18 protein-coding genes are annotated in these 19,955 nt (G+C 66.3%); 3 read left to right on the top strand and 15 right to left on the bottom strand.

The genetic code is table 11. From position 1 onward, the window contains the following. Positions 1-137: 137 nt before the first annotated feature. The gene (locus DQ353_RS02480) at positions 138-920 is read right to left on the bottom strand and encodes an IclR family transcriptional regulator (protein WP_113761182.1); all 783 of its coding nucleotides are present in this window, start codon (positions 918-920) and stop codon (positions 138-140) included. Between the two features lie 170 nt (positions 921-1,090). Beyond that, positions 1,091-1,687 carry a helix-turn-helix domain-containing protein gene (locus DQ353_RS02485; RefSeq protein ID WP_113761183.1) on the bottom strand — a complete coding sequence of 199 codons (597 nt, stop codon included), beginning with the start codon at positions 1,685-1,687 and terminating at the stop codon, positions 1,091-1,093. 111 nt (positions 1,688-1,798) lie between these two features. Between DQ353_RS02485 and DQ353_RS02490 the strand changes: the two genes are divergently transcribed. Then, on the top strand, positions 1,799-2,761 hold the full coding sequence (locus DQ353_RS02490; RefSeq protein WP_113761184.1) for an NAD(P)/FAD-dependent oxidoreductase: 963 nt from the start codon (positions 1,799-1,801) through the stop codon (positions 2,759-2,761). Between the two features lie 91 nt (positions 2,762-2,852). Here DQ353_RS02490 and DQ353_RS02495 read toward each other — a convergent pair whose 3' ends face one another. From DQ353_RS02495 to DQ353_RS02545, 11 genes are all read right to left on the bottom strand, one after another. After that, the gene (locus tag DQ353_RS02495) at positions 2,853-4,031 is read right to left on the bottom strand and encodes a serine hydrolase domain-containing protein (RefSeq protein WP_113761185.1); all 1,179 of its coding nucleotides are present in this window, start codon (positions 4,029-4,031) and stop codon (positions 2,853-2,855) included. Positions 4,032-4,039: 8 nt separating this feature from the next. Next, positions 4,040-5,776 (bottom strand): dipeptide ABC transporter ATP-binding protein, encoded by a 1,737-nt coding sequence (locus DQ353_RS02500; protein WP_113761186.1) that lies wholly within the window; start codon positions 5,774-5,776, stop codon positions 4,040-4,042. 2 nt (positions 5,777-5,778) lie between these two features. Then, entirely contained in the window at positions 5,779-6,660 is an 882-nt protein-coding gene (locus tag DQ353_RS02505) for an ABC transporter permease (RefSeq protein ID WP_220093954.1), read from the bottom strand. Then, on the bottom strand, positions 6,657-7,604 hold the full coding sequence (locus tag DQ353_RS02510) for an ABC transporter permease (RefSeq protein ID WP_502696364.1): 948 nt from the start codon (positions 7,602-7,604) through the stop codon (positions 6,657-6,659). The genes DQ353_RS02505 and DQ353_RS02510 overlap by 4 nt, the downstream gene beginning before the upstream one ends. 8 nt (positions 7,605-7,612) lie before the next feature. Then, complete coding sequence (locus DQ353_RS02515) at positions 7,613-9,115, bottom strand: ABC transporter substrate-binding protein (RefSeq protein WP_286166557.1); 1,503 nt, start codon at positions 9,113-9,115, stop codon at positions 7,613-7,615. Positions 9,116-9,248: 133 nt separating this feature from the next. After that, positions 9,249-9,689: a thioesterase family protein gene (locus DQ353_RS02520; protein WP_113761188.1), complete on the bottom strand. Its 441-nt coding sequence runs from the start codon at positions 9,687-9,689 to the stop codon at positions 9,249-9,251. Continuing rightward, entirely contained in the window at positions 9,686-10,660 is a 975-nt protein-coding gene (locus tag DQ353_RS02525; protein WP_113761189.1) for a 3-hydroxyacyl-CoA dehydrogenase NAD-binding domain-containing protein, read from the bottom strand. The genes DQ353_RS02520 and DQ353_RS02525 overlap by 4 nt, the downstream gene beginning before the upstream one ends. 2 nt (positions 10,661-10,662) lie before the next feature. After that, the gene (locus DQ353_RS02530; RefSeq protein ID WP_113761190.1) at positions 10,663-11,550 is read right to left on the bottom strand and encodes a beta-keto acid cleavage family enzyme; all 888 of its coding nucleotides are present in this window, start codon (positions 11,548-11,550) and stop codon (positions 10,663-10,665) included. Then, complete coding sequence (locus DQ353_RS02535; protein ID WP_113761191.1) at positions 11,547-12,425, bottom strand: TetR family transcriptional regulator C-terminal domain-containing protein; 879 nt, start codon at positions 12,423-12,425, stop codon at positions 11,547-11,549. The genes DQ353_RS02530 and DQ353_RS02535 overlap by 4 nt, the downstream gene beginning before the upstream one ends. 636 nt (positions 12,426-13,061) lie before the next feature. Next, complete coding sequence (locus DQ353_RS02540) at positions 13,062-13,898, bottom strand: PhzF family phenazine biosynthesis protein (protein WP_113761192.1); 837 nt, start codon at positions 13,896-13,898, stop codon at positions 13,062-13,064. A gap of 263 nt (positions 13,899-14,161) precedes the next feature. Further along, positions 14,162-14,611 (bottom strand): DUF4357 domain-containing protein, encoded by a 450-nt coding sequence (locus DQ353_RS02545; RefSeq protein ID WP_146755180.1) that lies wholly within the window; start codon positions 14,609-14,611, stop codon positions 14,162-14,164. Between the two features lie 7 nt (positions 14,612-14,618). Between DQ353_RS02545 and DQ353_RS02550 the strand changes: the two genes are divergently transcribed. Next, positions 14,619-15,290 (top strand): hypothetical protein, encoded by a 672-nt coding sequence (locus DQ353_RS02550; protein ID WP_146755181.1) that lies wholly within the window; start codon positions 14,619-14,621, stop codon positions 15,288-15,290. A gap of 498 nt (positions 15,291-15,788) precedes the next feature. Here the strand turns inward: DQ353_RS02550 and poxB are convergent, their stop codons facing one another. After that, positions 15,789-17,513: a ubiquinone-dependent pyruvate dehydrogenase gene (poxB, locus tag DQ353_RS02555; protein ID WP_113761195.1), complete on the bottom strand. Its 1,725-nt coding sequence runs from the start codon at positions 17,511-17,513 to the stop codon at positions 15,789-15,791. A gap of 193 nt (positions 17,514-17,706) precedes the next feature. Between poxB and DQ353_RS02560 the strand changes: the two genes are divergently transcribed. After that, complete coding sequence (locus DQ353_RS02560; RefSeq protein ID WP_113761196.1) at positions 17,707-18,534, top strand: thioesterase family protein; 828 nt, start codon at positions 17,707-17,709, stop codon at positions 18,532-18,534. On the opposite strand, the gene DQ353_RS02565 is transcribed toward DQ353_RS02560, so the two are convergent. Further along, positions 18,506-19,858, bottom strand: coding sequence for a S53 family peptidase (locus tag DQ353_RS02565; protein ID WP_113761197.1), 1,353 nt, complete (start codon positions 19,856-19,858; stop codon positions 18,506-18,508). The genes DQ353_RS02560 and DQ353_RS02565 overlap by 29 nt on opposite strands. Positions 19,859-19,955: the final 97 nt, after the last annotated feature.

A 19,955-nucleotide genomic window follows, 5' to 3' on the forward strand; every position in this document is an offset into this window, starting at 1 on the left:
GGGGTCTACCTTACGCACATCCGCCGTCACCTGTGAAGTGGGTCACGAAGAATTTCGCGGATATTTCTTGCCGGCAAGTGGGCGCCTGGTGCTTCCGGGCAAATCAATCCGGCGGAAGGTGGCACCTCGCGGGCTGGCTACGGGGCGAGCGGCCGGTCCGGTGGGACGAAGCTCGATGCTTCCTGCGCCGCAATGATGATTCGCTTGCCAAGGTCCTTGACGCGGGAAGCTGGCATCCTGACGGCTGGAACCTGTATGACGATTGCGGCCTGGGCGATTCCCGATTCGTCCAGAATCGGAGCACCAACGCTGCGAACACCCTCGACGTTTTCCTGTTCGTCAATACTGAAGCCGCGCTCGCGCGTTTCCTGGATGGCCAGTTCAAAGTCCTTGCGGGTTCCCAACGAATGCGGTGTTACCTTGTCCAATCGCGTCGGCAAGGTGGCCAGGTATGCCTCTGCATTCGGGGAAAAAGCCAGTATCGCCTTGCCCGAGGCCGTTGAGTACAGGGGGAACCTGGCGCCCGTGTGTTGTTCAAATCGCAGCGGCAGCGTCGACTGGACCCGAAGCATCACCACGGATTCGCGGGAGTCCCTGATTGAGAGGTTGACCGACTCTTCCGTTTCCTGATTGAGCCGCTTGAGGATTGGCATCATCTTGTCCAGACCGAATCCGCGCTGGGCTGCTTGACCCAGCAGCACGGCACCGCTCCCCAGAAAGTACGATTCGGTTTGCGGGTTGCGGGCCACGAGCCGCTCGGCGGCCAACGCCCGAATGATGCGGTTGGCTGTTCCGGAGGAAAGCCCGAGCTTTGCGGCCACTTCACTGATCGATAGCTCTGTTCGAGAGTCGCTCAGCAACCGCAGCACGCTAAGGGCGCGGCCCACGGCCTGTGTTCCTGCAGGGGGAGCTTCAATCATGCATCGAGTCTAGCAACAGGGCATTTTGAGCCCGACATGCGCCCTTCGGGAGATCGGCATGTTGGGAACGCGAGCCGGTCCCGTCGACCCAGACGGGCGGCTCCTGCCGTGTGAATCCGGGGAAGCCCTGATCCGGATGGCTTGGACAATCGCAATTCATGCCGATGGCGTCAAAGGTTGGACTTCTTAGTCGGGCGGGCACGCACGTGCATGCGTTCTCCCTGGGGCCCGAAGAGGCTGAGGAACTCCACCGCGTTGTTGTCCGCCCGTCCAAACCAATGCGGGGTGTGCGTGTCGAATTCTGCGGCCTCGCCGGCGGGCAGGATCAAATCGTGCTCTCCCAGCCGCAGCCGAAGCCTGCCCTTGAGGACGTAGAGCCATTCGTAGCCCTCGTGCGTCTGCAGCTCGGGCTCCACCACGGGTTTGCCCGCGGGAATCAGGTGCTTGAAGGCCTGCAGCCCGCCTCCCGATCCGCGGCTCAATGGCAGGATGGTCATGCCGTGGCGGGTGATCGGCTTGATGTGGATGCGCGGATCCCCGGTGGCCGGAGCGCCGACCAGGTCGTCCAGCGGCACTGAGTGGGCGCGCGCCAGCGGCAGCAGTTGCTCGAGTGTGGGCCGTCGCTGGCCCGATTCCAGGCGGGACAGGGTGCTGACCGATATGCCGGTTTGCACGGAGAGTTCCTGCAGGGTGTATCCGTTTCCGGTGCGCAGGCTTCGCAGCCGGGGCCCTACCTGCGCCAGGGTGCTGTCCAAGTCTTGTTCCATGGCCCCAGTTTGCCATAACAGCAAAAAATATTGCCACTTGTTGGATCGTGGCTGCATGCTGGAAGGTGCACCGGCAAGCACCGGTGAAACACGACCCAAGGAGCAAGAACCATGAACACCAGACCGGATACATACGACGTGGCCATCATCGGCGGGGGAGCGGCGGGACTGGCAGCCGCCCAGGCACTGGGACGCTCGCGCCGCCGCATCGTCGTCATCGATGCCGGGGAACCCCGCAACGCCCCGGCGGAAGGTGTGCACAACTTCCTCACGCGCGATGGCACCCCGCCGCGCGAGCTGCTGGCCCTCGGCCGGGCGGAAGCCGAGGGATACGGTGTGGATTTCCGCAACGCCCTGGCCACTGCAACCCACCCTGACGGGCAGGGCTTCACCATCGAATTGGAAGGCGGGGAGGCGCTTGCGGCCCGCCGCATCATACTCGCCACCGGCGTCAGCGACACGCTGCCCGACATAGCGGGGCTGGAAGCCTATTGGGGCAAGAACGCGCTGCACTGCCCCTATTGCCACGGCTGGGAGGTCAGGGACCGGGACATAGCCGTGCTCGACAGCCCGTTTGCCGTCCACCAGGCCCTGATGTTCCGGCAGTTGAGCGACCGGGTCACCGTATTCACGGCGCCGGATCGGGAAATCGAGCCGGCGGAGCGGGAAAAGCTGGACGCGCGAGGCATAGCGGTGGTGCAGCGAGAAATCACCGGCGTGCGCGGCAACGACACCCACCTGACGCACCTGGTCTTCCGGGACGGCGGCGAGCTCGCGGCCGACGCGCTCGTGCTCATGCCGCGCTTCGCGGCCGGGACCGCGGCCCTTGCTGGCGTGGGCCTGGTGGCCGCGACGCATCCCTCGGGGATCGGCACCTACGTGGTCGCCGATGAAACGGGCAAGACCGAAATCCCGGGCCTGTGGGCGGCGGGCAACACGCGGGATCCCCTGGCACAGGTGATGATGGCCGCAGCCGACGGGCTGCGGGTCGGTGCCATGCTCAACGCCGACCTCATCCAGGAGGAAACGGAGGAAGCGGTGGCTTCCCTGCGGGCCGGTGCGCCCGCCGCATAGGAATGGGGAGGCGCATCCACGGAAGCGCCGCGGAACCGGTCGGGCACGATGCCGCGCCCCGGGAACCTTCCAAGGGACGTCGCGGGTGGGCTTACACGGTGCGGGCCAGCGCCGCGAGCAGGTCCTTGGCGCGTCGGTCCCGGTCCTCCGCCAGCATCTCGTTGGTCAGGAACGAGAACCCGATGTTCTTTTCCGGCCAGGCCCCGTGCAACCCTCCACCTGCCCCTGAATGCCCGAAGGCCGGAGCGACCGGGCCGTAGGTCCCCAGCGGATCGGCAAGCTCGAAGCCGAGCCCGAAGCGCAGCGGGCGGTCGTTGACCGCATCCACGCCCTCGGACCAGCTCGCGATGGACGTGGCCAGCGCACCGGCAGAAACCAGGGGAGACTCCGGTGCCGCCAGGCGGGAGTACAGCGAGGCCATGGCGTCGGCGGTGGCGATGGCCCCGCCGGCGGCCATTTCGGCACGCCGCATGGCCACGGAGTTGAAGGGGTCATCGGCTCCGGTCAGCGAGCCGGCGTACATCCGGTCCACGATCTTGCGGCGTTCCGGGTCCTTCAGGAATGTCGAGATCGCGTAGTTCCCGTCGCGGAAGATGGTGGCGACCCTCGGGTCAAGCTCCTCGGGGAGCCCCAAATACAGGTCGAGCCCCAGGGGTTCGGCCAGCAGTTCGCGCACCAGCTGCCCCGGAGTCTTTCCCGTGATTCGGAAGAACAGCTCCGCCACGAGGTATCCGTAGGTCAGCGCGTGGTACGCGACCTGGGTGCCCGGTTTCCACAAGGGGGACTGGGCCGCCAAGACCGCGGCCACGGCACTGTTGTCGTATCGCAGGTGCAGTCCCGGGTCCGGGTCGACATAGACCAGGCCCACGGTGTGGCCCAGGATGTGGGCGACGGTGGCGTCCTGCTTCCCGGCCGCGGCGAATTCAGGCCAGTAGGAGGCCACTGTGGCATCCGGGTCAAGCAGCCGGCGGTCGATCAATATCGCGGCGATGGTGGCCATCAAGCCCTTGGTGCCGGAAAACAGGACAGCCATCGTCGAGGCCGACCACGGGCGCGGCAACCCGGTGCCCGCGGCGGGAGAGTCGCCTTCCCTGACGGTGGTGCCTCCATAGAAGCGGGCCAGGGGCGTGCCCTCGCGGTACACGCACAGTGCCATTCCACCTTCCGCGGCCGCCAAGTGCCGCTTGAAGACCCCTGACAACAGCTCGAACCCGGTTTGGGGCAACCCGTCGTTGTGGCTGGCAAAGGGTTTTTCGCATGGAGCATTCATGTTGTTCCTTACTTGAACGTAGGGACGTTGGCCAGCAGTTCCTGCGTGTAGCGGTGCTGCGGGTTGTCCAGGACATCGTCGGTGGTTCCGATGTCCACGATCTTGCCCATTTGCAGGACCGCCAGACGCTGGGAAATGTGCCGGGCCAGGGCAATGTTGTGCGTGACAAAGAGCATCGACATGTTGTGGTCCGTCTGCAGCGTGCGCAACAGATCCAGTATCGAGGCCTGCACCGAGACATCCAGGGCGCTGGTGATCTCGTCGCAGACCAGCAGCGAGGGGGCATTGACCAGCGCGCGGGCAATCGCCGCACGCTGTCGTTCGCCGCCACTGAGGTCCCCGGGCCGGCGCTCCATGAAGCGTTCGCCGAGCTTCACCTGGTCCAGGGCTTCGAGGACCAGTGCGCGGCGCTTGCGCTTGTCGCTGATTCCGGACATCTGCAACGGGACGCCCACGGACTCGGCAATTGTCCGGCGCGGGTTCAACGAGGAGAACGGCGATTGGAAGACATACTGGATCCGGCGTCGGTCCTCGGACGAACGTGCCCTCGTGCCGGTGGCCAGTTCCTTGCCGAACAGCTCGATCGAGCCGGTGTATTCGTCATTGAGTCCCGCCACGCAGCGCGAGAGCGTGGTCTTGCCCGATCCCGACTCGCCCAGCAGCATCATTGACTCGCCTTCGAGCAACTGGAAGCCGATCCCGTCCAGGACCTTGTGTTCCCCGTATGAGAGGGACAGGTCGCGCACGCGCATCAGTGGCTGCGGATCAGCCGCAGCAGGCGTTGCCCTGGGCCCGGTGCCGGACAACAGCTTGGCGTCATCAACCTGGGATATGGCGCCGGTGGTGTCCGGGACACCGTGCGGGCCGGGGACGACCAACGGCTGTTCACCGGTGATAGCCTCCACCAGGCCCACACGGCGTTTGCCGGCCAGGTCGGGAACCGCCGCAAGAAGCCTGCGGGTATAAGCGTGCCGCGGAGAATAGAGCACCTGGTCGGTGGCCCCGTGCTCCACGATGTCGCCCTCGAGCATGACGGCGACCTCGTCGGCGATCTGCGCCACCACGGCCAAATCGTGGGTGATGTAGAGCCCCGCAACCTGGTGCCGTTCGGCCAATTCGTCGATTGTCTGAAGCACCACGGCTTGGGTTGTGACGTCCAGGCCGGTGGTCGGCTCGTCGAGCACAATCACCGACGGGCGGCAGGCGAACGCCATGGCAATGCCCACGCGCTGCTGCTGCCCGCCCGAAAGCTGGTGGGGATAGCGACGCTGGTAGGCACGGTCGTTGGACAGCCCGACCTCGGCCAGGACTTCGGCAACCCGCAGCCGGCGTGCGGAATCGGTGGCACCGATCTGGTGCACGCGCAGGGTCTCGGCAATCTGCTCGCCGATGCGCATGGACGGGTTCAGCGACAGTGCCGGGTCCTGGGGCACGTAGGAGATGGTTTTGCCGCGCAAGCGCCGCAATTGGTGATCCGGCAAATCCAGGATGTTTCGCGCTCCCCCGTCGCCCAGGGACACCGTCCCGGTGCCCTTGGCCAGCCCCTGCCTGAAATGCCCCATGCAGGCGAGTCCCGCGGTGGTCTTGCCCGAGCCGGATTCGCCGACCAAGGCCAAGATGCGCCCGGGCTGCAGGGTGAAGCTGATCCCGTGCAGGATTTCCACCCCGGCATCGGTTTCCACCCGCAGGTCGGTGGCGCACAGTGCACCGGTGGTGACCTCGGTTTCAATGATGTTGGTGCTCATGCTCAGTTCCCCGCATTCATGTTGGCCGAGGCCCGCGCGAGCGAGTCGGTCAGGAGGTTGGTTCCCACGGTCAGCACCGCGATGGCTGCAACGGGCAGAAGCACGCCCCAGGGCTGGACCACAAGTGCGATCCGGCTTTCGTTGATCATCAGCCCCCAGTCCGCGGTGGGCGGTTGCATGCCCAGTCCAAGGAAGGACAGCGCAGCCACAAAGCCGATCGAGTAGGTCATGCGCAACCCGAGTTCGACCATCAGCGGACCGGTGATGTTGGGCAGGACCTCGGTGAGCAGGATCTTGTACCTGGGCACTGCGTACATTTCACTGGCACGGATGTAGTCCTCGGTGATCACCGACGCGGTGGCCGAACGGGTGACCCGGGCAATGCGCGGAGCATGGGTGATCCCGATAACCACCACGAGCACCCAGCCCTGCGGGCCGAGAACGGTGATGGCCAAGAGTGCGAAGACCAGCTGCGGCAGGGCCAGCAGCACGTCGTTGCCGCGCATGATCAGTGCATCGACCCGGCCGCGGGAATAGGCAGCCGTCATGCCCACGGCAACCCCGACGACCATGCCCAGCGCGGTGGCAAGCGCCGCGTAGATGATCAGCCGCAACCCGCCGTCGAGGAAGCGCGAGAGCACATCCCGGCCCAGGTTGTCGGTTCCGAACATTCCCGTGTCCGTGAACGGGCGCCCCGTGAACTCGGTGCTGGTGTGCCCGGTCAGCCAGGGCAGCAGCAGCGGCCCGGCAAGGGCGACCAGCAGCACGGCCAGGGTCAGGACCATGCCGACCTTGGCCTGCCGCTGGCGCATCATCCGGGCCAGGAGGCGAGGTGGGCGGGAGACGGCAACGCCCTGTTCAACTGCATCATCGACGGTGCTCATGCGGCTTTCTCCGTGCGTAGTTTCGGATTCGTGAAGATGCCCACCAAATCGGCCAGCAGGTTGACCACGATGTAGGCCGCGGCAATCAGGATGGACAGCGCCTGAACCACCTGCACGTCGCGGTTGGCGACCGCATCCACCAGGGCCTGGCCGATGCCGGGGTACCTGAAGAGGAATTCGATCACGACCACGCCGCCGGCCATCCAGGCCAGCTGGATCGCGATGACCTGCGCGACCGGGGCCAACGCGTGCGGCACCGCGTGCCGCAGGACCACCTGGCGCTCGGGCACCCCCTTGAGGCGTGCCATTTCCACAAACCCGGAATCCAGCACCTCAAGCATGGTGGCACGCATCATCCGGACGATGTACGGGGTCACCACCAGGGCCAGGGTGATGGTGGGCAGGACCAGCTGCACCGGATAGTTCCACACCGCCTCTCCGGGCGGTGCCATGGTCACCGAGGGAAGGATCTTGAACACTGAGGTCGAGAACAACGCAACCAGCCCGATGCCGATCACGAATTCGGGCAGTGAAGCCAGCACCAGTGAAACGCCGGTGGTTGCGTTGTCGAAGGCGCGCCCACGCTTCAGTGCGGAGAAGGTGCCCACGATGATGCCCACCGGAATGGAAATCAGTGCGGCCAGGCCCATCAGCACCAGCGAGGATTGGATGCGGTCGGCCAGCAGTGCGGTGACGGGACCGCCGGTGGCTGCCGAATATCCGAGGTTTCCGGTGAACAGGCCGCCGAGCCAGGTGAAGTACCTGACGAAGACCGGGTCGTTGAGGTTCATTTGCTCGCGCAGCGCGGCCAGCCGTTCGGGGGTGGCCTGCTGGCCCAGGATGGCCTGGGCGGGGTCGCCGGGCAGCAGCAGCGTTGCCACAAACACCAGCAGGGAAACGATGAAGAGGATGATCAGGCTGACCAGCAGCCGTTTGGCTATCATTCGGGTGATCACTTGGTAACTCCGATCCATGCGCGGCGGAACTCGAAGCCGGACAGTGCAAGGCCGGTCTTGTTCGGAATCAACCCGGCCACGTATTTCTGGTAGGCGTCTGCCTGGTTGGGGTGGCCCCAGATGATGTATCCGCCGCGCTCGTATTCGATCTCCTGTGCCTTGGTGATCAGTGCATTGCGCTTGGTCTCATCGACCTCGGTGGCGGCGGCTTCGACAAGCTGCAGGAATTCCACGTCGTCCCAATGCGTCTCGTTGAACGGACTGGTGGGCAAGGAACTGCTGTTGACCTGGGGCAGGAAGTTGCGGGTGTACCAGAAGTCTTGGGCGAAGGTCCATGAGAGATAGTCGTCACCGAAGAAGGTGGTGGTGTCCACCCTGCGGATCTTGACCCGGATCCCTGCCGCCTTGGCCTGCTGGGCGAACACCTGGGCCGCTTCCACGGCACCGGCCTGGATCGGTGCCGTCACCAATTCGATATCCAGGCCGTCGGGGTAGCCGGCCTCGGCAAGAAGCTCCTTGGCCCTGCCGATGTCCTGGGTCCGTTGGGGCAGGTTGCCGGCGTAGCCGGGATCGAATGGTGCGTAGAGGTCGTTGCCCAGGGCTCCGTTGCCACTCAACACCTGTTCGATCATTTGTTCCCGGTCCACCACCAGGCGAAACGCCTGGCGCACCCGGACGTCGTCGAAGGGGGCCTTGTCGATGCGCATCGTGAACGGAAGCCAGGCGCCGGTCTCGGAATTCAGGATGCTGATGCGGGGGTCGGCGGCGATGACTTCCAGCAGGGCGAGCGGGATCTGGCCGATCGCATCGACCTGGCTGGAGAGCAGGGCATTGAGCATTGCGTCGTCGTCCGAGAAATTCAGGATGACCAGTTCATCCAGGTACGGCTGGTGGTCGCGCCAGTAACCGTCGTTGCGGACGAACACCGAGCGGAGCCCGGGATCGAAGCTGGAGGCCTTGAACGGTCCGGTGCCTACGGGGTGGGCCACATCGAAGTCCGCCGGGACGATGCCCAGGGCGTACTGCCCCAACGAATCATCGAAAGTGGCGGTTGGCGTGTTGAGCCTGAACTCGACGGTCAGGTCGTCGATGACCTTGACCGCGTCGAGGATCGTGAGGGCAGCGGCCCCGCTCTTGGGGTCCTCGGGGTTGGTGACCCGGGCAAAGGTGGCGGCCACGTCGGTGGCGGTGAGGGGCCGGCCGTCATGGAACTTCACCCCGGGCCGCAACTTCACGGTCCAGACCCTGGCCTCGGCATCCGGGGTGGCCCTGAGGGCCAGCAAGGGCTTGAGCGCGAAATTCTCGTCCCGGTACAGCAGCGACTCATACAGGTTCACCACGCGGGCGATGTCGGTGGTGCTGACGGGGGAGTGGGGATCAAGCGAGTCCGCGGCACCGCCCCCGGCCAGACCCACGCGCAGCGATCCTCCCCTCAGCGGTTCCCCGGCGGGGGCTTCCAGCACCGAGGCCTCGGGCGAACCGCACGCGGTCAGGAGCAAGCCCAGTCCAAGGGCCACTCCACCGCCCAGCAGCGCTCGGCGGCTTGGTGCGGGCCTGGGGCCAGGGGTTCGTTCAACTGGTGATGCATCGGAATTCAAGGCGTACTCGATTCTCGTGAAGGGCGCGACGGGTTCAGGCGGTGATGGACCGGCCGCTCCAATCCGGGGTCCCGTGTTCGTGGCCGGCGATGCGCCCAAGGATGTCGGTCGGGAAGGGAACCGTTCCGCCGGTGGCCTGGTCCACGTGCAGGCCCAGGATTTCCTCCGTGGCAATGAGTTCGGCCCCTCGGTGCATTTCATGGGCCAGGTGCAGCTTCTTGGATCCCGCCGTAACGATGACGGTGGTGATTTCAAGCTCCTCGGCGAGGGTAGCCTCCCGCAGGTAGCGAACATGCGCTTCGACCGTGTACAGGGAACGGGCACTGGAACGACGGTAGGACTCGTCGATGCCCAGGGCGTCCATCGCCGCGGTGGTGGCGTCGCCGAAGGCCAACACGTAGTAGGCCTCGGACATGTGCCCGTTGTAGTCGATCCACTCGGGCTTCACGGCGCAGTGGTACGGGGGCAGGCTCATTTGTTGCGCCCCCGGCCGGGTTGCTCGATGCCCTCGATCGCCTGGCGCACGGCAATGATCGCCGCATCGCGGGCGGCGACCAGCTCGGCGATGCTGCGCCCGTCGGCCTCGTCGTCGCACCCGTCGATCACGTCCTGGCGCAGCCTGGGGGTGAGTTCCGGGGCCTCGAGCCGGGTCCAGGGGGACTTCAGCGAGGGGCCGAAATGGTCGAGCATGTGGGCCATCCCGCCTTCGCCCCCGGCCAAGTGGAAGGTCAGCATGGGGCCCTGCAGCGGCCAGCGCAACCCGGGACCATCGGTGATGGCCAGGTCGATCTGTTCCACGGTCGCCTCGCCGTTGTCGACCATGTGCAGGGCCTCGCGCCAGAGGGCTTCCTGCAGCCGGTTGGCAATGAACCCGGGAACCTCGCGGTCCATGGTGATCACGGACTTGCCGATGAACTCATACCAGCCCGAGGCCCACTCGGTGGCCTTCGCGTCGGTGTTCCGGCCGCCGACGACCTCGACGAGCGGGATCAGGTAGGGAGGATTGAACGGATGGCCAACGACCAGCCGGGACGGGTCGACGGCGTCGACGGCCATCTCGGTCATTCCGTAGCCGGAGGTGGAGGAGCCGACGACCACGTCCCTCGGGGCCGCCGCGGCGATCCGCGCCAGCAGGTCCCGCTTGAGCGCGAGGTCCTCGGGCGCGCTTTCCTGGATGAACCCGACCCCCTCCAGCGCCTCGGCCAGGTCGGCGTGGACGGTGAAGTTGTCCTTGGAGGCGTTTTCGGCCAGGCCGAGCGCGCTCAGGGCCGGCCAGGCGGCGTCGATGAGTCGGCGCAGTTTCGCCTCCGCGTCGGGCGAGGGGTCCCAGGCGCGCACGGCCAGTCCGCGGGAGAGGAAGTAGGCGGCCCAGCCGCCGCCGATGGTGCCCACTCCGACGCAGGCCACGGTGGTGATGTCGGTGAATTCGGGGTAGTTGCTTTCCACGCCTAGGCCGCCTTGTCGAGCTTGAGGATTTCACGGGCTTCGTCGGGGGTGGCCACCGAGTGGCCCATCGATTCGACGATGTCGATGGCGCGCGCGGTCAGTTGCGCGTTGGTGGCCTTCACCCCGCGCGAGAGGTAGAGGTTGTCCTCGAGCCCGACGCGGACGTGGCCGCCGAGCAGCACCGATTGGGCGACCCAGGGCAGCTGGTTGCGGCCGATGGCGAACGAGGTGAACTCGGCGCCGGCGGGCAGCATGTTCACCATGGCCTGGAGCAGGCCGGAATCGACCGGGGCCCCGTAGGGTATTCCCATGCACAGCTGGTAAAGCGGAGGGGGAGCGATGAGTCCTTCCTCGACCATGACGTTGGCAAACCAGAGGTTGCCGGTGTCGAAGATTTCCATTTCCGGCTTCACCCCCAGTTCCCGGATCCGCGCCGCGCCCTCGCGCAGCATGTCGGGGGTGCTGACGTAGAGCTGGGAACCTTCTCCGAAGTTCAGCGAACCGCAGTCGATGGTGCAGATTTCCGGGCGAAGTTCCTCCACGTGCGCCAGGCGCTCGAGTCCGGAGACCAGGTCGGTTCCGGGCAGGTGCACGGTGGGGTTCGACGGGTCGATGAACAGGTCCCCGCCCATGCCGGCGGTCAGGTTGATGACCGGGTCCACGTCGGAGGCCGCCACCTGGCGGACCACCTCGCGATACAGGGCCACGTCGCGGGAGCCCTGTCCGGTGGCGACGTCCCTGACGTGGATGTGGACCACGGAGGCCCCTGCGCGTGCGGCGGCGATGGCGTCGGCAGCGATCTGGTCAGGGGTGACCGGGACGTGCTCGCTGCGCGAGGTGGTGTCCCCGGCCCCGGTAAGGGCGCAGGTGACGATGATCTTGCGGCTCATGGTGTGGCTCCTTGCTTCTTGATGATGTTTCTGTCGATGTACCCGCATACGTTTGCGAACATCTGACTCGAAGTCAGTTGGCCGGTCAGCACCTGGATGCCCATGCCGTCAAACATGGCGGTCAGTTCGGCGGTGAGAATGGACGGATCGTGATCCACGAAGTGCCCGGTGGCCTGGCCGCCGGAGATGATCTCCCGCACCGTGGTCACCCACCGCCGATACCCGCCGGAGTGGGTGTCCAGACCCTCCTCGTTGACCGCCAGTTTGGTCCAGGTCTGCATCCAGATCGACCATTCGGCGCGGCCCTCGAGACCCAGCGGCAGTTGCAGTTCGATCAGCCGCTTGAGCTGGCTCACCGGGTCGGAGATGGGTTGAAGTTCGGCGACCTGGCGGTCGTAGGCGAGCTTCACCGAATAATGCAGCGTTTCTGCGAAGAGCGCCTGCTTGGTCGGGAAGTAGTAGTGCACGCTCGGCGTGCTGATCCCGACATCCTTGGCGATGTCGGCCATGCGGACCGCGGCAAAGCCCTGCTGGGCGAACAGCCACCAGGCGCGCTTGATGATGCTGCGGCGGCGCTGGGCATGCTTCTCGTCCTCCCGGTGCCGGGCTGGAAGTGTCCCGGGCGAGGGGGCTGCCGAGGGTGCCGGCGCGGAGTCGGAGCCGGTGATCAGCCAGTTGGCAGTGACGCCGGTGACGGTGGCCAGTGCCACGATTTCCTCGCTGGTGAATTTCCGTGTCCCACGCAGGGACTTGGACAACTTGGACTCCTCGAAGCCGGTCAGCTTCGAGATTTCACGCTGAGGCAGGCCAGTGTTGCGTATGGCCTCACGGGTGCGATCGGCAATCGCAGATGGGCTCTTGACGGGTTCGTGCATCCTGCCACACTAGGGCACGGTTTGCGCTTTCCGCAATAGTCCTGACTGCAAGTCAGTTCAAAGTTGCGATTTCGTTGTCGGATTGTTGCCCAGGGTTGTTGCTTGTGGGGCGTAGGCATGAAACACCGGGCCAACCGTGATGGGACGCCGCCGCACGACGCAACCTGGTCGAGGATCCGGTGCCGGCTGGTGGCGGGCAGGGGCATGCGGCACGTTGCCCTTTTGCGCCAAGGGCGGTGCGGATCGCATCATGGCGGAGCCCCGGGCCTGCCCGGCGGTGATGCCGGGTGGCATCGACAGTTCCTGCCGTTCGGTCACCACGACGATGGGGAAGTTGCCGGCGTTGGACAGCGCCCCGCACAGTGCCCCGGACAGGTCCTTGGAGTTCGCACCCGGAGCCCGCGGCCCTGAGCCCCCGAGCGACTGCTGTCTGCGCGGCGAGGCTTTCAGAAGGTCTGCCGGGAGTAACCCGGGGGTGTTTCAGGGTCCTGCCGGGCAGCAACCGGAAGCACAAGACGCTGGATTCATTTCATGGTGGGCTGTCCGCGCCCACGCTATCCGGCAAGTCGACGCCTTGCGCGTCGGCCCGCGGGCGCGGGCAGGTCGCGTTTGCGCCAGGAATCCGTCTGCTGGCCGCTAGATCTCGATCGTGCCAGAGATGCAGCTCCGCACGTTTCCACCAACCCAGATGGCTTCGTCTTCAATGTTGATGTGGATCCGGCCGCGGCGGCCCAATACCTGCCCCTGGGAGGCCACGTAGTTCGGGGGAGCGACACCCGTATCGGTCAGCCATCGGGCAAATCCTGCGTTCAGGCTGCCGGTCACGGGATCCTCCCACACCGCTTCGCCTCCAAAGAAGGCGCGCACCTCGAATTGTGTCTCGGACCCGGCGGCATATGGACCAATCACGCCGATTTCGAGGTCGCCCAATTTTCCGGGATCGGGACGCAACCCCAGCACGGCCTCCGCTGATGCAAGGCGCACGCCCAGCCATCTGGGGCCGTTGACCAGCCACGAGGAATCGAGAATGTCTGCGCGTGGAATGTCCAGGACCTTGGCTACCCGGTCGAGGTCTTTTTCCGCGACTGCCTCGTATCGGGTCAACGGCGGTGCCTCGAATGCCATGCGCCCATCGGCAACACGCACCCGCACCAGGCCTGCAGCGCACTCCTGCACAACCAGCCCGTTCGCGGGGACGGTGCCGCTGGCATCGAGCCAGGCCTTGGCCGAACCCAGTGTCGGATGCCCGGCAAACGGCAGTTCTTCCTTGGCGGTGAAGATCCGGACCCGGTAGTCGGCCCGGGGGTCCTCGGGGGGTAGCAGGAAGGTTGTCTCCGCCAGGTTTGTCCAGTTCGCAAACTGTTGCATGTCTTCGGCGCTCAGCCCTGCGGCATCGTGGACCACGGCCAGCGGGTTTCCGCGATATTGTGCTGCTGAGAAGACGTCAACTTCGCTGTATCGGCGCGTTTGCATGACGCCAATTTAGCAGGAGACCATGTGGCAGCCGTGTTTTCATGACGGCCGCGTCCGCAGTTGCGCATCGAAGTTGGGTTCTGCCCGGGGCCGGTCTTTCCTCGCCGACCCAGGACCCAACGGCAACCATCGCTTGCCGGTCGCCGTGTCGACGGGAGCGAGGACGGGCCCGCGGTTCAGGGGGACGTCCGGGGCGGCTTGGCCATGGCCCCGTGCCTTTGATCCATTTCTGCCGGGAACGGCGGGGATGTACGGAATCGCCCTCAGGACGTTTGGCCAGCCGGCGGCCGACCGTGGTGGCCAACACGCACCCACGCCGGGCCACTGACGGCCTTGGCACGGATGGCCCGCGTGGCGGCGGCGAGCGACACGAAGGCGTGGTCCTCGGCGAAGGCCAGGTAGCCGCTGCCTGACTGGGCCACGAGGACCCCGGAGGAGAGCAGTTCCCTGCGAAGCTCGTTGGTTCTCACGGAAACGCTTGAATGGGACCTTGCCTGGGCCAACGAGCCCTTGGGCACCACGGCTGTGCCGTCGGGCAGGATGACCGCCACCGCATGAAGGCCGACGGCGGAGCCGAGTTCGTGGGTGGCCGTTCGCGTTCCGTTGATGGATCCGGGTTGTCCGGGCACTGCTACGGACGCGAGCTGTTTTGTCTCGAGGTGATCGGCTGTGAGCCTGAGGAGTTCGGCGGTCAGGTTGCCGCGTGAGCGCATCAGGATGATGAAACTGATCGTGAACGTCAGCAACAGGGGGGAGCGAGGCGGCGATCCATGCAATCTGGCCACCGTAGGGCGTTTCGAGGGAATCGGGGTGCAGCGCCCCAATCGTGGGGACCAGGGCAATGACGGAGATGACCAGTCCGAGCGCACCGTAGGCGTACGACTTCTGCCGGTCGAAGCGGTCGCGGAGCTTGTGGATCCGCTCTTCCTTCTGTGCCAACGCCGCATCGCGGGCCCTGCGCACCTCGGCTTCGGCGCGCCGCTGCCGCTCCGTCGCCTCATGTTCCTCTGCGAGCGACCCTTCCCGCTGTTGCGCCAGTGCCTGTTGAAGCACGGGGATGACGGTTGTGGCATCGGCATGGAGCCGGCGCAACTGCCCGGCAAGCGGCCCGACCACGTCGAATGCCGTGCCGCTTGCCGGTACCAGCGTGCCGACGGCGACGTAACTGCTGGTGATCCGGTGGAGAAGCGCGGTTCCGGGCACCTGCCAGTAGGTGAATTCGGCTTCGTCGCCATTGGAGGGACCCTCTGCCCAGCTGCGCAGCCCCTGGGCCAGCCGGTTAACGTTTGCCTCCAGCCCGAGCCGAAGGATTTCGGCGTGCGGATGGCCCGCCGATTCGATGCGGCTGAAGGCAACGGCGCAGTCGCCCGGCGCGGGGGAATCCACGAATAGGCCGGACCAGTCCAGCGAACCGCCGCGGCCGGCCTGCTGCGCCCCGTCCCGATGCGGCGCAGCGAGCGGGAGCCGGGGGAAAGAGCTCAGGAATCCTCATCCCTTCGGCTCCGGTCCCTCGGAGAAGGGATTCGATGGATGCGGCAAGTTCCGCACGCGTGATCCTCTCCGAGGGCTGCGGGGCAGTTGTTCCGGGGGACTCGATCGTGACGACCGGGCAGAACCCCTGGATCCACCAAAGTTCAGCGGTGAGGGCGGCCGTTGTTGCGGTGGCCGGGAAGGAACGTTGGGCACTGGGCAGCACGGATGGGCCACTGCCCAGGATCCAGGAGAATGGAATCGGAGCGGCCCGGGTCCCGACCGCGGCCTGCCCGAAGTCGGGATCGTGCTCGAGATCCACTGCAAAGGCGATCTGCATGGTTCCCACCTGCGGTTGATGTTTAGAACATCCTAGTGGGGAACCATTTTTTCGGGGGAGAAGTACTGCCTTGGCCGGGCCTAGAACAATTGGCGCCAGTTGGTGGCCGCCAGATCCAGCAGCTCGTCGCCCTTGCCTGACATCACGGTGCGGATCGCGTAGAGCGCGAAGCCCTTGGCCTGCTCGGCGGTGATGGCCGGCGGCATCGACAATTCCTGCCGGTCGGTCACCACGTCGATGAGGGCCGGGCCCTCGTGCGCCAGCGCCTCGCGCAGCGCCCCGGGGAGGTCCTTGGAGTTCTCCACCCGGAAGCCGCGGATGCCCAGTGCCGTGGCGACGTCGGCAAAGTTCGGGTTTTGGAGGTCTGTGGCGAAGGTGACGAATCCGGCCGCCTTCATTTCCAGTTCCACGAAGTTCAGCGACGAGTTGTTGAAGACCACGATCTTCACCGGCAGCTTCGACTGGACCAGCGTGAACAGGTCGCCCATGAGCATGGCGAGCCCGCCGTCGCCCGAGAGCGTCACGACCTGCCGCTCGGGGTGGGTGGCCTGGACCCCGATGGCCTGCGGGATGGAGTTGGCCATGGAGCCGTGGCTGAAGGATCCAAGCAGCCTGCGTTTTCCGTTCATGGTGAGGTACCGGGCGGCCCAGACGACCGGGGAGCCGACATCGGCCAGGAACACGGTGTCTTCGTCGGCCAGCCCGTCGAGGGTGCGGGCCAGGTATTGCGGGTGGATCTTGGCGCCCTTGCGCGTCGGCGTGGCCAGGTCGTCGAGCTTTTCGCGGGTCTTGCGGTAGTGCTTCTGCGCGTCCTGCAGGTGCGTGGTGTCGGTCTTGCGCTCAAGCAGCGGCGCCAGGACCTCCAGGGTATCGGCCACGGTGCCGACAAGCCCGGCGTCGATCTTGGTGCGCCGGCCCAGCTGTTCCCCGCGCACATCGACCTGGATGATCTTCGCGTCCTGCGGGTAGAACTGCTGGTAGGGGAAGTCGGTACCCAGCAGCAGGATGGTGTCCGCCGCGTCCATGGCGCGGTACCCGGAGGCGAAACCGAGCAGCCCGGTCATCCCGACGTCGTAGGGGTTGTCGAATTCGATGTGCTCCTTCCCGCGCAGCGAGTGCACGATCGGGGCACCGAGCAGGCCGGCAATGTCCATGACCTGGGAATGGGCCCCTGCAACGCCGGCGCCGGCAAGGATGGTGACCCGCCGGCCCGCGTTGAGCAAGCCGGCGGCGCGGGCCAGGTCCTCGGGGTGGGGGAGCACCGCCGAACGGCTGGCGGTGATCACGGAGGTCCGGGTGCCGGCGGCCTGGGCCAGTGCGACGTCGCCGGGCATCACCAGCACCGCCACGCCGCGGCGCTCGATCGCGGTCCGCATGGCGATTTCCAGCAGGCGCGGCATCTGGTCCGGTGTGGAGACGACCTCGCAGAATACGCTGGCCTCGCGGAATAGCTCGGCCGGGTGGGTTTCCTGGAAGTAGTTGCTGCCGATCTCGGAACTGGGGATGTGGGCGGCGATGGCCAGCACCGGGACCCGGTTGCGGTTCGCGTCGTAGAGGCCGTTGACCAGATGCAGGTTTCCGGGTCCGCAGCTTCCGGCGCATACGGCCAGTTTCCCGGTCATTTCCGCCTCGGCCCCGGCGGCAAACGCGGCGCTCTCCTCGTGCCGCACACCGAGCCAGGAGATGGACCCGTCCTTGCGCATGGCATCGGTCAGGCCGTTGAGCGAGTCCCCGGCCACCCCGTAGATCCGTTTGACCCCGTTGGCCTTGAGGGTTGCGATCATGGTTTCGGCGACAGTGCTCATCGGTATCTCTTCCTGCTGGTCGGGACGATTGTTCCTCACCCTATGCGGGCGGCGCGGGGCTCGCCAAGGATTCGGTGCCGGAAGCCTGGACTCCTGGCCCGATTTGGATTGTGGTCCGGGTCGCATTGCTGGCTAAGCTGAAAGCCGGAAACCTGGTGGTGATGAAGCCACTGGAACAAAGGGAACAGGGACCATGACGCAAACGGCTGCCGAGCAGAACCTTCCGGAACTCGCGGTGGGCGACTTCTATTACGAGCCAACCGGCGCGGGCACTTACCGGTCCACGGTGCACGCCCAGGGCGCCTGGAACCCGCACGAGCAGCACATGGCCCCGGCGACCGGGGTGCTGGTGCACGAGCTGGAACTTTTCGCCCCGCGCGCCGACATGCGCATGGCGCGGGTGTCCCTGGACATCTACGGGGTCATCCACGGCGGGGAATTCGAGGTCAAGACCCGCATGCTCCGTCCTGGCCGGACCATCGAGCTTATCGAGGCGGAAATGCTTTCGCACGGACGCACCTGCATCGTGGCCCGCGGCTGGAGGCTGACGACACTGGACAGCTCCGCGGTGGCAGCAAACGAGGATGCCCCGGTGGTGCACCCCGAGGAACTTGATCCCTTCACCGGCATGTCGCCGTGGCCCGGCGGGTACATCGAGGGCCTGGAATTCCGTGGCGCCGACGGCCACCGTCCGGGCAAGGGCATCGTGTGGATGCGCAACAACTTCGAAATGGTGGCCGGAACGCACACCTCGGACCTGGTGCGGTTGCTGGGCATGGTCGACACCGCCAATGGCGTGGCGCCGCGCGTGGAACCGGGGCCCGATTCCTGGATGTTCCCGAACGTCGATTTGCAGATCCACATGCATCGCGGTCCGGTGGGCCAGTGGCTTGGGATCCAGGCCCAGCAGACCTACGGCACCGATGGCATCGGGCTGACCAGCGCGGTGCTGCACGATGTGCACGGGCCCTTCGGGCGCAGCGAACAGATCCTTACGGTGCGTCCGGCCCCGGGGCAGTAATAGCCGGTACGGGACCCCTGATGCGGCCTGCCAGCGCCGTTCCCACAGGAACACCCAGGCCCGTGCAGGCATCCCAGCCCGCCGTGGCCAAGTATGTTCCATTGTTCCCGGTGACGATGTCGCGGAACCCGGCACCAGTGGTGCCTGCGGGAGCGCTTGCGTAGAGGGCCGGCTGCAGCAGTCCGCTGCCATGCCCGGATGCCCCGGACAGACGGGCCAGCAGTGCCGCCCAGAGCGGGGCGACGGCGCTGGTGCCGCCAATGACCATGTCGCTGCCGTCGATGCGCACCTTGTAGCCGGTCCGCGGGTCTGCCACCGCCGCCACGTCAGGCACGCCCCGCCCGGCCAGGGCAGTGGCGGGTGCGGTGCCGGTGGCCACGCTCAGGTGGCCCTGCCACGCCGGGACGTCGAAGGCGTCCGAAACCGCGCCGCCGGTTGCCGAATGCGTCGAGTCGTTCCACACGGTTTCCGAAGCCACCCTCCCGGAGTGCGGATCCGCCAGCAGACTGGTGCCCCCGCACGCCTGGGCGTGCGGGCTGGATGCGGGGAAGTCAGCATGGTTCTTTCCGTCGGGGACGTTGTCGGCGCTGCCGTTGTCGCCCGCCGCAGCGGTGACCGTGGCTCCCAGCAGCGTGGCGTCGATGAATGCCTCGTCCATTTGGGTGCGGGCCTGCTCGGTCCATTGGTCCTCGGCCTGCCCCCAGCTGATGCTGATCGCCGCGGGGGTGGGGGAGTCGTGGGCCGCCTTGGCCACTGCGTCGATGAACCCGGCATCGGTGTTGGACGCAAAGTAGACCTTGATCTCCGCCTTCGGTGCCAGCGCCCCGGCGACCTCGATGTCCAGCAGCACCTCTCCGTCGGCGCCCTGCGGGTCGGCTCCGGGTACGTTTTTGGCCCCGTCGACGCCGATGGAAGTGACCTTCGGAACCAGGATGCCCAGGGATGGGAAGTAGGCCTGCAGGTCGGCCATCCCGTAGCCGCCACCAAGCTCGATGATGGCGATCACCGATCCGTTGCCGTCGGTTCCTGCGGGGAAGTCGTAGATGCGGGTCAAGGTCCGGGTGACCAGTTCGATGTCCGCGGGATCTGCGCCATGTCCGGTTTCGGGGCCGCCGTACGGCGGGCCGCCGGGAAGCAGCCGTTCGGGAACCGGCTGCCGGCGGCGCAGGTAGATGTTGATCTCGATTTCCTGGTCATCGGGAGCCGGGGCGCGCAGGCCCGGCGTGGCTGAAGGTCCGGGCTCGGTGCCGCGTTCGCTGCCCGGCAGCGGAACGAAGGCCGGGGATTGCCGTACCTGGCGGGAGTGGTTTGCCTCGGTGTTCATGGTGTTGACCGTTTCGGGCCGCAGGGAACTGATGTGGTTGCCAAGCTCAAGGTTTCCATCGCCGCTCCTGTCTTGATGCCACGACCGAGGCAGGGCC

The organism is Arthrobacter sp. AQ5-05 (assembly GCF_003287975.1).
Lineage (GTDB): Bacteria > Actinomycetota > Actinomycetes > Actinomycetales > Micrococcaceae > Paeniglutamicibacter.

Coding starts and splice junctions, on each gene's coding strand:
- DQ353_RS02480 (WP_113761182.1), bottom strand. CDS start 920: ATGATTGAAGCTCCCCCTGCAGGAACACAGGCCGTGGGCCGCGCCCTT.
- DQ353_RS02485 (WP_113761183.1), bottom strand. CDS start 1,687: ATGGAACAAGACTTGGACAGCACCCTGGCGCAGGTAGGGCCCCGGCTG.
- DQ353_RS02490 (WP_113761184.1), top strand. CDS start 1,799: ATGAACACCAGACCGGATACATACGACGTGGCCATCATCGGCGGGGGA.
- DQ353_RS02495 (WP_113761185.1), bottom strand. CDS start 4,031: ATGAATGCTCCATGCGAAAAACCCTTTGCCAGCCACAACGACGGGTTG.
- DQ353_RS02500 (WP_113761186.1), bottom strand. CDS start 5,776: ATGAGCACCAACATCATTGAAACCGAGGTCACCACCGGTGCACTGTGC.
- DQ353_RS02505 (WP_220093954.1), bottom strand. CDS start 6,660: ATGAGCACCGTCGATGATGCAGTTGAACAGGGCGTTGCCGTCTCCCGC.
- DQ353_RS02510 (WP_502696364.1), bottom strand. CDS start 7,604: ATGATAGCCAAACGGCTGCTGGTCAGCCTGATCATCCTCTTCATCGTT.
- DQ353_RS02520 (WP_113761188.1), bottom strand. CDS start 9,689: ATGAGCCTGCCCCCGTACCACTGCGCCGTGAAGCCCGAGTGGATCGAC.
- DQ353_RS02530 (WP_113761190.1), bottom strand. CDS start 11,550: ATGAGCCGCAAGATCATCGTCACCTGCGCCCTTACCGGGGCCGGGGAC.
- DQ353_RS02535 (WP_113761191.1), bottom strand. CDS start 12,425: ATGCACGAACCCGTCAAGAGCCCATCTGCGATTGCCGATCGCACCCGT.
- DQ353_RS02540 (WP_113761192.1), bottom strand. CDS start 13,898: ATGCAAACGCGCCGATACAGCGAAGTTGACGTCTTCTCAGCAGCACAA.
- DQ353_RS02545 (WP_146755180.1), bottom strand. CDS start 14,611: ATGCGCTCACGCGGCAACCTGACCGCCGAACTCCTCAGGCTCACAGCC.
- DQ353_RS02550 (WP_146755181.1), top strand. CDS start 14,619: ATGAAACTGATCGTGAACGTCAGCAACAGGGGGGAGCGAGGCGGCGAT.
- poxB (WP_113761195.1), bottom strand. CDS start 17,513: ATGAGCACTGTCGCCGAAACCATGATCGCAACCCTCAAGGCCAACGGG.
- DQ353_RS02560 (WP_113761196.1), top strand. CDS start 17,707: ATGACGCAAACGGCTGCCGAGCAGAACCTTCCGGAACTCGCGGTGGGC.
- DQ353_RS02565 (WP_113761197.1), bottom strand. CDS start 19,858: ATGAACACCGAGGCAAACCACTCCCGCCAGGTACGGCAATCCCCGGCC.